At 64.6% G+C, this 11,583-nt stretch carries 14 protein-coding genes; 6 read left to right on the top strand and 8 right to left on the bottom strand.

Annotated elements, in window-relative coordinates; all coding sequences use genetic code 11:
* Nucleotides 1–9: 9 nt before the first annotated feature.
* Entirely contained in the window at nt 10–414 is a 405-nt protein-coding gene (locus tag ABIE56_RS18270) for a winged helix-turn-helix domain-containing protein (protein ID WP_429245226.1), read from the bottom strand.
* 176 nt (nt 415–590) lie between these two features.
* On the opposite strand from ABIE56_RS18270, the gene ABIE56_RS18275 reads away from it, so the two are divergent.
* Nucleotides 591–1,232 (top strand): response regulator, encoded by a 642-nt coding sequence (locus tag ABIE56_RS18275; RefSeq protein WP_429245227.1) that lies wholly within the window; start codon nt 591–593, stop codon nt 1,230–1,232.
* A 16-nt stretch (nt 1,233–1,248) separates the two neighbouring features.
* Here ABIE56_RS18275 and ABIE56_RS18280 read toward each other — a convergent pair whose 3' ends face one another.
* The 5 genes from ABIE56_RS18280 to ABIE56_RS18300 form a co-directional block, all read right to left on the bottom strand.
* Nucleotides 1,249–2,262 carry an aldo/keto reductase gene (locus ABIE56_RS18280; RefSeq protein ID WP_429245228.1) on the bottom strand — a complete coding sequence of 338 codons (1,014 nt, stop codon included), beginning with the start codon at nt 2,260–2,262 and terminating at the stop codon, nt 1,249–1,251.
* Nucleotides 2,263–2,334: 72 nt separating this feature from the next.
* Entirely contained in the window at nt 2,335–2,658 is a 324-nt protein-coding gene (locus ABIE56_RS18285; RefSeq protein WP_429245229.1) for a hypothetical protein, read from the bottom strand.
* 648 nt (nt 2,659–3,306) lie between these two features.
* On the bottom strand, nt 3,307–4,410 hold the full coding sequence (locus ABIE56_RS18290) for a hypothetical protein (RefSeq protein ID WP_429245230.1): 1,104 nt from the start codon (nt 4,408–4,410) through the stop codon (nt 3,307–3,309).
* A 185-nt stretch (nt 4,411–4,595) separates the two neighbouring features.
* The gene (locus tag ABIE56_RS18295; protein ID WP_429245231.1) at nt 4,596–5,372 is read right to left on the bottom strand and encodes a LytR/AlgR family response regulator transcription factor; all 777 of its coding nucleotides are present in this window, start codon (nt 5,370–5,372) and stop codon (nt 4,596–4,598) included.
* The gene (locus ABIE56_RS18300; protein WP_429245232.1) at nt 5,369–6,475 is read right to left on the bottom strand and encodes a sensor histidine kinase; all 1,107 of its coding nucleotides are present in this window, start codon (nt 6,473–6,475) and stop codon (nt 5,369–5,371) included. Before ABIE56_RS18300 ends, ABIE56_RS18295 begins: the two co-directional genes overlap by 4 nt.
* 199 nt (nt 6,476–6,674) lie before the next feature.
* Here ABIE56_RS18300 and ABIE56_RS18305 point away from each other — a divergent pair, with 199 nt between their 5' ends.
* On the top strand, nt 6,675–7,094 hold the full coding sequence (locus ABIE56_RS18305) for a hypothetical protein (protein ID WP_429245233.1): 420 nt from the start codon (nt 6,675–6,677) through the stop codon (nt 7,092–7,094).
* A gap of 10 nt (nt 7,095–7,104) precedes the next feature.
* Nucleotides 7,105–7,590: a hypothetical protein gene (locus tag ABIE56_RS18310; RefSeq protein ID WP_429245234.1), complete on the top strand. Its 486-nt coding sequence runs from the start codon at nt 7,105–7,107 to the stop codon at nt 7,588–7,590.
* A gap of 133 nt (nt 7,591–7,723) precedes the next feature.
* On the opposite strand, the gene ABIE56_RS18315 is transcribed toward ABIE56_RS18310, so the two are convergent.
* Nucleotides 7,724–8,641, bottom strand: a complete 918-nt coding sequence (locus ABIE56_RS18315; protein ID WP_429245235.1) for a LysR substrate-binding domain-containing protein — start codon at nt 8,639–8,641, stop codon at nt 7,724–7,726.
* A gap of 124 nt (nt 8,642–8,765) precedes the next feature.
* On the opposite strand from ABIE56_RS18315, the gene ABIE56_RS18320 reads away from it, so the two are divergent.
* Nucleotides 8,766–9,515, top strand: coding sequence for an SDR family NAD(P)-dependent oxidoreductase (locus tag ABIE56_RS18320; protein ID WP_429245236.1), 750 nt, complete (start codon nt 8,766–8,768; stop codon nt 9,513–9,515).
* 36 nt (nt 9,516–9,551) lie between these two features.
* The gene (locus tag ABIE56_RS18325; RefSeq protein ID WP_429245237.1) at nt 9,552–10,085 is read left to right on the top strand and encodes a carboxymuconolactone decarboxylase family protein; all 534 of its coding nucleotides are present in this window, start codon (nt 9,552–9,554) and stop codon (nt 10,083–10,085) included.
* Between the two features lie 155 nt (nt 10,086–10,240).
* On the opposite strand, the gene ABIE56_RS18330 is transcribed toward ABIE56_RS18325, so the two are convergent.
* Entirely contained in the window at nt 10,241–10,693 is a 453-nt protein-coding gene (locus tag ABIE56_RS18330; protein WP_429245238.1) for a DUF4437 domain-containing protein, read from the bottom strand.
* A gap of 296 nt (nt 10,694–10,989) precedes the next feature.
* On the opposite strand from ABIE56_RS18330, the gene ABIE56_RS18335 reads away from it, so the two are divergent.
* Nucleotides 10,990–11,541 carry a cysteine hydrolase family protein gene (locus tag ABIE56_RS18335; RefSeq protein ID WP_429245239.1) on the top strand — a complete coding sequence of 184 codons (552 nt, stop codon included), beginning with the start codon at nt 10,990–10,992 and terminating at the stop codon, nt 11,539–11,541.
* Nucleotides 11,542–11,583 lie beyond the last annotated feature (42 nt).

Consider the following 11,583-nt stretch of genomic DNA (forward strand, 5'->3'; position numbering starts at 1 on the left):
TATCGCCGCTCAGATCGTCGAACCGACCCAGCGCCATGACCACGTACCGGCCAGCCAGGTGGGCTTCGGAATCGCTGGCGTGGGACCCGTTACCTCCACCGGCCGGGTGACGCTGGCCAGGAAGGTATAGCCGCGCCCCGGGACGCTGGCGATGTAACCGGCGCCCTCGCCTTCGCGGCCAAGGGCCTGGCGCAGGTTGGCGATCTGGACGCGTACGTTGGATTCGCCGACGACGAGGCCTTGCCAGGCGACGGCCATGAGTTCGCGCGGGGTGACAACACCTCCGCGCCGCTCCACGAGCATCACCAGGATATCGAAGGCGCGGCTGCCCAGTTTCACCGCGGTGCCATCGCGGTAGAGGGTGCGGCGTGAGGGTTCAAGGCGGAACGGACCGAACAGAGACGTTGCAGGCATGGCGATGCTCCACGGAGTTTCCCGTCCTCAACGGTAGGCCAGCCCGTCATAAAGCCCCACCCCCTGCGGGCTGGACCTTGCCGCCATGGCCGGGGGTCACACTTTCACTCCCTTGGGTATTGACCGGGAACCGCCCGCGATGCACGGTGGCGTTATTACGCGCGGGGAGCGCCACCGTGAGCGACGCGGATAACGCAGGCAGCCTGATTCGCGTACTGATCACCGATGACCACCCGGTCATGCGGCATGGCCTGCGCGCTGCCATCTCTACCCAGGCGGACATGGCCCTGGCGGGCGAAGCGGCCAACGGCCGTGAGGCGATCGAGAAGTTTCGCGAACTGCGCCCCAGCGTCGCCCTGATGGACGTGCAGATGCCTGATGTGGATGGGCTTGAAGCGATCAGCGCCATTCGTGGCGAGTTCCCCGATGCCAATATCATCGTCCTGACCAGTTACCCCGGCGATGCGCGGATCATGCGCGCGCTCATGCTCGGCGCCACGTCGTACCTGCTGAAGTCATCCAGCCTGGACGAGATCATCCGTGCCATTCGGGCTTCCATGTTGGGGCGCCACGTCATGGATCCCGATGTCACGCACGATCTGGCCGCTTATGCGGGCACGGAACTGCTGACGTCCAAGGAGATCGCCGTGCTCGCGCTGGTGGCCCAGGGGCATGGCAACAAGATGATCGCCGGTGAGCTGTTCGTCTCCGAGGAGACGGTGAAGTCGCGGATGCGCAGCATCCTTTCCAAGCTCAACGCCCGCGACCGAACCCACGCCGTCATGCTGGCGATCCAGCGTGGGTTCTTGCAGCTATAGCGACGGCTCGTTTCCGTCAGTCGTCGCCCGGCAACGGCGCATCAGGCGCCACCAAGCCTTCCTTGCGCAGCTCGAGCCAGAACGAACGCGGCACATGCTCGCGCATGGCGTCCTTGTCTTCGGCGATGCGGCCCGGATGGCTGGCCCCGGGGATGACCGCGGCAACGGCAGGATGGGCCAGGCTGAACTGCAGGCCGGCAGCCTTCATGCTCACGCCGTGTGCTTCCGCAATGCCGCGAATGCGTGCCACCTTGTGCAGGATCTCCGGGCTGGCCGGGGCGTACTCGAAGTGCTTGCCGCCCACGAGCGCGCCGGAACTGTACGGACCACCGACGACGATACCCAGGCCTTCGCGCTGCGCCGTGGGCATGACGCGTTGCAGGGCCTTGCTGTGATCGAGCAGCGAGTAGCGCCCGGCAAGCAGGAAGCCATCGGGGCGCGGCCCTTCCAGCTCCATCAGGATCTCGATGGGCTCCACGCGGTTGACGCCAAGGCCCCAGGCCTTGATGACGCCTTCATCGCGCAGGCGGTCGAGCGCGCGAAACGCACCCTTGCGTGCGCTCTCGAACTGGGCGAGCCATTCGTCGCCGTAGAAATCCTGCGCCACGTCGTGGACCCAGGCGATCTCGATCACATCGGTGCCCAGGCGCTTGAGGCTGCCTTCGATGGAGCGCAGCGTGGCGTCTTCGGAGTAATCGTTCACGACCTTGTTGGGCAGGCCATAGCGGAACACATCGCCTTTCTCGCCGAAGTCACGGCTGTTCACGTCCTCGACCTCATCGAGCACGATGCGGCCGACCTTGGTGCTGATGACGTAATCCTCGCGGGCATGGCCGGCCAGCGCCTTGCCGAGGCGGATCTCGGCGAGCCCCGCGCCGTACAGCGGCGCGGTGTCGTAGTAGCGGATGCCGTGGCCCCACGCGGCATCCACGGTGGCCTGGGCCTCTTCTTCGGGGATGTCGCGGAACATGTTGCCGAGCGGCGCGGTGCCGAAACCAAGCGGATCGGTGATCAGGTCTTTCAGTGCCATGGGGGCGCTCCGAGGGGTGACGTGAGGGCGGCGTAGCCTGTAACGCTAGCACCGCGCGCGGTCACTGGCCTGTCAAATCCCGCCAAATCCTGCCAAGGGTGGCGTGTCACGGTGGTTTGCTTCAAATGCCGTGGGCTCGATGCTGCCCATGGCTTCCCAGCGGGCTTGCGCCCTGGCTTCGCCGAGCTGCTGCGTACCCATGCGAGTCATGGCGGCGATGGCTTCGAGCGACAGGGCCAGGTGCTGGCAATCGACCTCCTCAGCCTCGTGGATCAGGTCGGCCAGGGTAAGCGTGACGCCGCGGGCGTATTGCAGCCAGGTGGTGGCATCGTTGAGCAGCTCGTCGGCGGAGGTGTCGTGGTTAGCGGGCCGTGTGTTCTCGATGGTGGTCATCATCGTGTTCTCCTTGGTGCGTTCATCCCGCGCCTTGACGTGGCATGACAGTCATGCGGACCTGCCATGCCACGGACCATAGGTTCGCGGGTTCTCCGGCTGCCCGTGCCCGGGCACCGGGCGGCGTGATTGATGAAGTGGTTGCGGCGACGTTCGGCTGTGAGGCGGTGCGCCTTGGAGGGTGCGTGTCTCATTCGATCAAGAATTGCCTCAAAGCCAGGCGTCACTGCGGTTCATCAATCGTGCCTGCGTCTTATGCAGGCGGCCCGTTGACCGTTGAGGTGTCGCCGGGGGGATTCGGCGGGCGTGCGGGTGCCGTATGATCAGGGGTAGCCAAAATCAACTTCCTTTCAGTTGGTTGTGGTTAGCGGGCCAGCGGTGTTGGTAGCACTGCTGGCTCGCGACTTACACCGCCGTGTGCGGTGGTTGCTCGCGCGGGGTTGGTTAGGTGCGCGCGAGCAACGAGACGAACGTAGCAAATGTGAGTTGACGTTGTCTGTAAGAAGAACGGACAACGTGTGTAGGCGTCGCTTCGCGACTTTTCTCAAAACTGCGTTTCGTCAATTCGTGCTGCAAACCACGCCCCCGCGACTCCTGTAGGAGCGCGCTTGCGCGCGAAAAGCCAACGAAGCGGCGATGCGTGTGAGCGACCTACTTGATCAACGCCAACACAAGTTCGACGGCGATCAATACCACGATAGTCATCTCCAATAGACCGGCACGACTCACCGAAGCCTCGTCGTACAACGCAGCATAAGTATCCCTGACGATTTCGAGCTTCCGATCCACAGCACTGCCGAGCGCCGGCACGCCAAAGAGCTCAAGCGTCGTCGTGTAAACCTCCGCCAGGTACGGATGCCCCGTCGCTTCAAGGGCGTTCTCAACCTTCTCGGTCAGCTCGGTCACCTCGGCCCACACGGTGTAGAGGCGGCGTGCGACGCGGGAGAGCTGGCTCGGTGCCGAGAACGCGGGCACGGTTCGTGTCCGATCCACAAGGTCGTACATCTGCGGCAGCTCGTCATCGAGCAGGTTGCTGTAGTAGCGGAGTTCGAGCAGCTGGGCATTGGCGACTTCAAGAACGGAGGCCACGCCGGCGTCGCCGCCAGGCTGGTACAGCAACGCGCGGTCGCGGGTCACGATGACGCAATCGTCGGCGAGGTAGCCGAAGCGGTGCTTCAGAAGGGTGTCGCGCATGCTCTCCGAGAGCGGCCTTGCATCGCCGGCCAGCAATGGCGTGAGGTCCACGGCGCGGTGAAGGGCATCGCCGAGAGGCGCCTCGAAGGCATCGATCTCGATGAGCTGGTAGTCCTCCTGGATACCGGCTTCGTTGGGCCGCTCGAGGGCCGATGCGAAGCGGGTCTTGACCTCGGCAAGGAGCGACGGCCATGGCGCTGACGGCTTATCGAAGGCGAGTGCTTCTTCGATCTGGAGGGCGGTCTCCGTGAAGCGGGCCCACGGCAGGTCATCCAGGTCGAAGGAGATGGCCAGGGCGATGGCGCCGAAATCGTAGAGGCGTACACCGACGGAACCCCGGCGAGGCGTGCCGCCCACCATCACGTCGACGGAGCCGTACTGCAGGCGGAGCGGCGGCACGTCGAAGGTCAGCGGGCCTTCGAGGCCCGTCTCTACGGGCAAGTCTGCACAGAGCCCCCTCGCCTTTCCTACGTCCACCGCATAGGCCACATCGAAGAAGCCAAGCGCCGTGAAGCGGGCGCGCTTGACGACGGGCAAAGTCGGTTCCGTTGCGGTGGGCACGTGGTTGCATCCTGGTTGGGGTGGCACCGTCATACAGGGTCAGGATGACAACCGGGGTGCTAGAGGGTTGTGAATGTGGGCGGGTGCGGCTTCATGGCTTCGTTGGTCTATCGCGCGCAAGCGCGCTCCTACAGGGGGTGTCGCGCCTGGAGCGATGCGGGGCGCCCGCAGGGGCGACGCGCGCGCTAGGCCTCAGGGCGGACCGACACGAGCTTCAGGAAGGCTTCGTGCTGATAGCGGCTCATGCGCAGTTTCTGGCCGGTATCCATGGTGAGGACGTGGTAGCCGTTGAACCAGGGGTTCACCGCTTGTACCCGGCGGACGTTGACGATGGCCGAGCGGTGCACCCGGGCGAACTGCCTGGGATCGAGGCGCTCGGCGAGGCCGGCCATGGTCTCGCGCATTTCGTGCACGCGATCCGCCAGGTGGATCAGCACGGTGTTGCGGCTGGCCTTGATCCAAACGATCTCGTTCACATCCACGAACGTGATCTGCTCGCTTTCGCGAATCGGGATGCGCTCAAGATAGTCATCGCGCCTTCGCAGGGCATCGAGCGCCTGCATGATGCGCGCGGAGGCTTCGGCGGCGGGCCCCGCCGTCGCCAGGCGCGTCTTGGCCCGCGCCAGGGCATGGGTGAAGCGCTCGCGGTTGAATGGCTTCACCAGGTAATCCACGGCGTTCGCATCGAACGCGCGCACGGCATAGTGCTCGTAGGCCGTGACGAAAATCGTGGCCGGCATGCGCTCGAAACCGACCGTGCGCACCACATCCAACCCGGACATGGCCGGCATCTGGATATCCAGGAACACCAAGTCGGGTGAGCCGGCGCGGATCGCACCTACGGCCGAGGCGCCATCACCGCATTCGCTGAGCTGGGCTACGTCGGGATCTTCGCGGAGCAACCGCACCACCGCCTGGCGGGCGATCGGTTCGTCATCGACGACCAGCACCGAGAGCTTCATGCGTCGACGACCTCGGGCTCGTCCTCGTCGATTACCTGGTACGGCAAGCGTAGGCGGCACGCCACGCCTTGCGGCCACAGCATCTGCAGTTCGACCTGGCCTTTGCTTCCATACAGCTCGCTCAGGCGCAGGCGGGTGTTCGACAGGCCAATGCCATGGCCTTCCGTGGAGGACCCTTCAGGCTCCAGGACGCTGTTGCGGTTGCGTACTTCGATCACGAGGCTGTCGCCATCACGGCGGCTTTCGATCTCGATGCAGTCGTTGCCCACGCGCTCGCCGATGCCGTGGCGGATGGCGTTCTCGACAATGGGCTGGAGGATGAGGCTGGGCACCGCGCAGGTGAGCGTGTCGGGGGCCACGTAGATGCGCGTATCAAGTCGATCCTTGAAGCGGGTGCGCTGGATGCCGAGGTAGAGATCAAGCAGCACGAGTTCCTGTTGCAGCGTGATTTCCTGGCCCTGGCACTCTTCGAGGAAGGCACGCAGCAGATCACTCAGGCGCAGCAGCATGTCTTCCGCCGAGTTCACGTCCTCATGCAGCAGCGTGGCGATGGCGTGCATGGTGTTGAACAGGAAATGCGGCTGCAGCTGTGTGCGCAGCACCTGCAGGCGTGACTGGGCGAGTTCGCTTTCGAGCTGGGTGGCTTCCAGTTCGCGGCGTGCCTTCTCTTCGCGGAACTGCATGGCCTGCTGGATCACGAACAGTGCCCAGCAGGTGAGCAGCCCCGTGGCCGCATGCTGGCCCACGAACTGCCGCCACTGCTCCGCCAGGCCCGACGGTTCCGTAACGGTCGATACCAACGCGCCGATGAGCAACGCCAGCCCGGTCATGCCCAGGCTGGCGAGCAGCGGAATCCACAGTTCACCCAGCCGCAACGGCACGCGTATGGGGTAGTGCTCGCCCAGCCGGAACACCAGCGGCGCGAGTGCCGCCCACGTGTACCACTGGATGGCCGACCAGCGCATGTAATCGATGAAATCCCAGGTATGGCCCAGCAGGTCATCGCGCATATAGCCCTGCCATGCGAAGACCAGGGCCACCACGCCCCATAGCCCGAGGTAGCGGCCCATGCCGATCTGGGTGTTGCCAAGGCGCACGTTCATCGGGGCGGTCCGCGAGGGGTAGCGGGGCCATCTTAGGCACCGTGGCTCGCGCGTGGGAAGCGAATCGCGGTGTTCCTGCCATTGGTCATGCCGCTACGACGATTCGTCCCGAAACCGTTTTCCGGAAGCGGGGCGCGGGCGCCAGATGGGGCCGCCGGGCACACACAGGCCGGCATCACCCCCACGCTGGAGCCTCCCCATGACACGGACCCTGCCCTGCCTCGCGATCGTTCTGGTCACCCTGGCATCCGCCGCCTGCGCCGCTACGGCGCCGCGCGCGGATGGCGAACGTCAGACATCCGCACCGTTCAATCTGGTCAATGCTACGGCCAATAGCGTTGCCGTTCTCGCGATCGCACCCGCGGGCAGCGACAGCTTCCAGCCCGTCGACCTTGGCGGCTCGCTGACGGGCGGCCTGAACGCGACGGCCTTCCAGCTTCCCAACGGCCCGTGCTTGCGCGATATGCAGGTCACGTTTGCCGACCAGCGCGTGGCACACCTCAACGGCATCGATGTGTGCCGTACCCACGGCCTGCGCCTCGACAGCCTCACGGGCCGTATGATCAGCCCCGACGCCCTGGCCAATGATGGGCCAGTCACCGATCGGATCGTGAACTGACGGAGGTCGCATGAAGCACGCTTTCCTGGCATCCATACTGGCCGCGGGGCTTGCCCTGTGCGTTTCGGCCTCGGCCACGGCGCCTGCCGCCGCGCCGCTGATGGGCAAATGGGCGGTGGATACCTCCCGCCTGCCCATGGCACCCGAGGCGAGGCCGAAGAGCGTGACCATCACATTCGCGGATGCCGGCAAGGATCGTGTGTCGATGGGCGTAGATATCGTCTACGCCCCGGGCCAGGAAGTGCACTCCAAAGGCGTCTCGGCGGTGGACGGCAAATCGTTCACCGTCGAGGGCAGCCCCGAAGCCGATGCCGCCGCGTGGGAACACCCGCAGCCCAACGTGCTGGTCGTGGGCTTGAGCAAAGGTGGCGTGCCCGCCTCGACGCGCATCTACACCGCCGCACCCGATGGCAAGACCATGACCGAAATCGTGTCGTACTACGACAACGATGGCCGGCCGGCGATGCGGATGCATTATTTCACGCGAGCAAACTAGCGAGGCTTTGTGTAGGAGCGCGCTTGCGCGCGATAAGGTCTGCGGCAAGCACTTGCCTGCTCTTCTGTAGGAGCGCGCTTGTGCGCGATGGGTGCTCGTCGTAAACCCCCGTCGCGCAAGCGCGCTCCTACAGTTAGGCTTTCGCGAATGCGGCGGCTACGTGATCCATGAACGCCCTCACCTTCGCCGAATGCCGCCGTTCCTGCGGACTGACCAGGTGGATTGGGGACAGGATGGACCAGTCGGGCAGCAGCTTCACCACGTCACCAGCGGCGATTTCTTCTTCGAACAGCCAGGTGGGTGTGTAGCAGACGCCCATGCGCGACAGGATCGCGGCGCGGACGACCGCGCTGCTGTCGGTTTGCAGGCTTCCCGATACTGGCACGCGATGTTCGGTGCCGACCGGCTCGGCGGCGCCTGGACCGGCGACGAATCGCCAGCTGCTGCGCATGCCGGTGCCGTTGTAGACGATGCAGTTGTGCTGCGTGAGGTCCGTTGGGTGCTTCGGCGCCTTCAGGCCTTTGGGCAGCCCACGTACGTAGTGGCGGTGCGCGAGCACCTCGCGCACGGAGTGACCCACACGCCTTGCGACCAGGCTGCTATCGGCCAGTTCGCCGATGCGCACGGCGACATCGATGCCGCGTTCGACCAGATCGATGTAGCCGTCGCTCAGGCGCAGGTCGATGCGCAGATCCGGGTGTTGGGCGAGGAAGCTCTGAACCAGCGGCATGAGCCGCAGGCGGCCGAAGCCCACCGAGGATGCAACACGTAGCGTGCCCTTGAGGGTCTGCTGGCCGCTGCCTAATGTCGCTTCGGCCTCCGCAATGTCGGCCACCAGCCTGCGCGCCTGCTCGAAATAGCGCTCTCCGTCGTCGGTCAGCGCCAATGACCGCGTGGTGCGAACCAATAACTTTGCGCTGAGTTCCTTTTCGAGCGCCGCGACCTGCTTGCTGATCGCGCTCTGGGTGGCGCCTTGCTCCTTCGCCACGGCCGAGAAACTCCCTGCTTCTACGACGCGCACGAAGGTGTGCATGGCTTGCAGCTTGTCCACGGCGCGGCTCCATTCAGTCCTAATTGGCATGAATGATATGCCTTTTCCTTGGCTAGTGACACCTCACGGAATGGATCAAAGTTCGCCCATCGACCGATCCACCACCTAGCCACGGAGTCCACCCATGAATACCCCCGTCGTCCTGATTACCGGCGCCCTCACCGGCATTGGCCGCGCTACCGCCCTCGCCTTCGCCGCCGATGGCGCCCGCCTGATCGTGAGCGGCCGCCGTGAAGAAGTGGGCCACGCCCTTGCCGCCGAGCTTCGTGGCCTGGGTGCGGAGGCCGAATTCGTCCGCGCCGATGTGCGCCACGAAGCCGACGTGCGCGGCCTGATCGACCAGACCGTCGCCCGCTTCGGCCGCCTCGATATCGCGATCAACAACGCCGGCACCGAAGGCCAGCTAGGCCCGGTCAGTGAGCAGACGACCGACAACTACGAGAGCACGTTCTCAACCAACGTGCTTGGCACGTTGCTCTCCCTGAAGCACGAAATGCGCGTGATGCAGGCCCAGGGCGCCGGCTCCATCGTCAACGTGTCGTCGATCGCCGGCCATGTCGGCATGCCGGGCGCCTCGGTGTATGTCGGCAGCAAGCATGCGGTGGAAGGCATGACCAAGTCGGTCGCGCTCGAAGGCGCCGCCGTGGGTGTGCGCGTGAACGCTGTCGCCCCCGGCCCGGTCGCCACCGACATGCTCGATCGCTTCGTCGGCAACGACGAGCAGGCCAAGAACGGCTTCCTCGCCACGATTCCCGCCCGCCGCGCCGCGACGGTCAACGAGATCGCCCAGACCATCCTCTTCGTCGCCGGCAACAAGGCCCGTTATCTCACCGGCCAGGTCATCGCTGTCGATGGCGGCTACACCGCGCAGTAACGCCTTCATTCATTCAACCCACCACGGAGCACCCTTATGTCCCGCATTAACGTACCCACCCGCGACGACGTTTCCCCGGCCAACCAGGCCCTGTTCGATACCTTGAAGAAAGGCCTCGGCATGGTGCCGAACCTTTACGCCACGCTCGCGCATTCCGAGAACGCCCTCGGCAGCTACCTCGCCCTGCAGAACGCCAAAAGCAGCATCACCGGCAAGGCACGCGAGGTGGTGAACCTCGTGGTCAGCCAGGTCAATGAGTGCGAATACTGCCTGGCCGCCCACACCATGATCGGCAAGATGAATGGCTTTACCGACGCACAGGTGCTGGAGATCCGCAGCGGCATGGCCTCGTTTGATCCGAAGCTCGATGCCCTGGCGCGCCTGGTGAAGGCCATTGCGTCGCAGCGCGGCAAGATCGACGACACGCTGCTCGACGCCTTCTTCGCCGCCGGCTGGACCAGGGAGAACCTGGTCGACACCATCGTCACCATCGGCGACAAGACGATCACCAACTACCTGCACTCCGTGACGCAGGTGCCGGTAGATTTCCCGGCCGCACCGAAACTGTAACCGCCTGTTGTAGGAGCGGGGGGGGGGGGGGGGGGGGGGGGGGGGCGGGGCGGCGCCCCCCCCCCCCCCCCCCCCCCCCCCCCCCCCCCGCTCCTACAGGGGTGCTGTTTCACTCAAGGCCGCGCGTAGCGATACGCGCGGCCTTGGCGTTGCCGTTACTTCACCGGCAGATAATCAAACGCGCCCTTGGCCGTGACGAAGAAGATGCATTCGGTTTGCGAGATGCACTTGGTCACGTGCGGCTCGTTGCCTTTCTGGTACCAGTACGAGCCGGGGGCGAGCGGGCGATCCTGCTTCGAACCCGGGGGCTCGTTGGCGACGACGCCGGCGATGACGACGCCATAGTACGACTCGCTGTGCGTATGTACGCCACTGGCGGTGCCGCCGGCCATCTTGATGTAGTTGCTGTGCGGGCCGTTGGCGGGGTCGCCCCAGCCGTTGGCGATCGTGAGGCCTTCCTTGTTCTGGTAGAACTTCAGGTCCGTGACCGGCACGACCTTGCTGGTGTCGGCATAAAGCTCGGCGTTCGTCGCGGCGAAGGCCGCGGGAGCGGCAGCAATGAAGGCGGCGGCCATGGCGAGACGTTTGAGCGTAGCGTTGCGATACATGGGGAAATCCTCGGAAAGGGTGGTAGCGCGAAGGGGGCGAATATCTCCGGATACGGAGGATTCATAAGCTAGGCCGATCGCCTGCTTTGCAGAACGACTCACGGCGGAAGATGCCGTTGCGTTAGGCGGAAGAATCCACGCGGCCCGCCGAAGCGTTACGGGCGGCGCAATAAAGAATTCCGCACCCCGGCGGTTTTCATCGCAGGCTACGGCCACGACCATGGTCTTGCCCTGATGCGTGCGGGCTTTCCTCAGCGCACCAGGCACCTCGCCCCCATCATCAGGTCGTCATACCCATGAGCAAGAAAGCCATCATCGTCGTCGATATCCAGAACGACTATTTCCCCGCCGGCAAATTCCCCCTGAAGGATGTCGAGAAGGCTGCTGACAACGCCGCGCGGGTTATCACCCACGCACGAAAGCACGGCGACCTCGTGGTGCACATTCGCCACGATTCGCTGGAGGCGGATGCCGCCTTCTTCGTGCAGGACACGCACGGCGTGCAGATTCACGACACGGTCGCCAAACTTCCCGACGAAACACTGATCATCAAACATTTCATGAACCCGTACCGCGAGACAGAACTGAAATCCTTCCTCGACGAAAAGGGTGTGACGGATGTCGTGGTCGTCGGTAACATGAGCCACATGTGTATCGATGCGGTAACGCGCGCCTCGGATGATTTCGGCTTCGTCACCACGGTAGTGCACGACGCCTGCGCCACGCGCGATCTCTCGTTCGACGGCGTGGATGTACCGGCGAAGATGGTGCATGCCGCGTTCATGGCCGCGCTGCAGTTCGGCTACGCGAAGGTCGTCACGACCGATGCATACGTAGTAGCCGCCTGATTTTCGTGTCTGTGTTTTTCCGTGCCGCTGGAGGATGCCAGC

This window comes from Luteibacter sp. 621 (genome assembly GCF_050435445.1).
In the GTDB taxonomy this organism is placed as follows: Bacteria; Pseudomonadota; Gammaproteobacteria; order Xanthomonadales; family Rhodanobacteraceae; genus Luteibacter.

What these genes read in the sequence shown, in the direction of transcription:
- ABIE56_RS18270 (WP_429245226.1), bottom strand. Translation starts at nt 414, where the DNA reads ATGCCTGCAACGTCTCTGTTCGGTCCGTTCCGCCTTGAACCCTCACGC.
- ABIE56_RS18280 (WP_429245228.1), bottom strand. Translation starts at nt 2,262, where the DNA reads ATGGCACTGAAAGACCTGATCACCGATCCGCTTGGTTTCGGCACCGCG.
- ABIE56_RS18285 (WP_429245229.1), bottom strand. Translation starts at nt 2,658, where the DNA reads ATGATGACCACCATCGAGAACACACGGCCCGCTAACCACGACACCTCC.
- ABIE56_RS18295 (WP_429245231.1), bottom strand. Translation starts at nt 5,372, where the DNA reads ATGAAGCTCTCGGTGCTGGTCGTCGATGACGAACCGATCGCCCGCCAG.
- ABIE56_RS18300 (WP_429245232.1), bottom strand. Translation starts at nt 6,475, where the DNA reads ATGAACGTGCGCCTTGGCAACACCCAGATCGGCATGGGCCGCTACCTC.
- ABIE56_RS18305 (WP_429245233.1), top strand. Translation starts at nt 6,675, where the DNA reads ATGACACGGACCCTGCCCTGCCTCGCGATCGTTCTGGTCACCCTGGCA.
- ABIE56_RS18310 (WP_429245234.1), top strand. Translation starts at nt 7,105, where the DNA reads ATGAAGCACGCTTTCCTGGCATCCATACTGGCCGCGGGGCTTGCCCTG.
- ABIE56_RS18320 (WP_429245236.1), top strand. Translation starts at nt 8,766, where the DNA reads ATGAATACCCCCGTCGTCCTGATTACCGGCGCCCTCACCGGCATTGGC.
- ABIE56_RS18325 (WP_429245237.1), top strand. Translation starts at nt 9,552, where the DNA reads ATGTCCCGCATTAACGTACCCACCCGCGACGACGTTTCCCCGGCCAAC.
- ABIE56_RS18330 (WP_429245238.1), bottom strand. Translation starts at nt 10,693, where the DNA reads ATGTATCGCAACGCTACGCTCAAACGTCTCGCCATGGCCGCCGCCTTC.
- ABIE56_RS18335 (WP_429245239.1), top strand. Translation starts at nt 10,990, where the DNA reads ATGAGCAAGAAAGCCATCATCGTCGTCGATATCCAGAACGACTATTTC.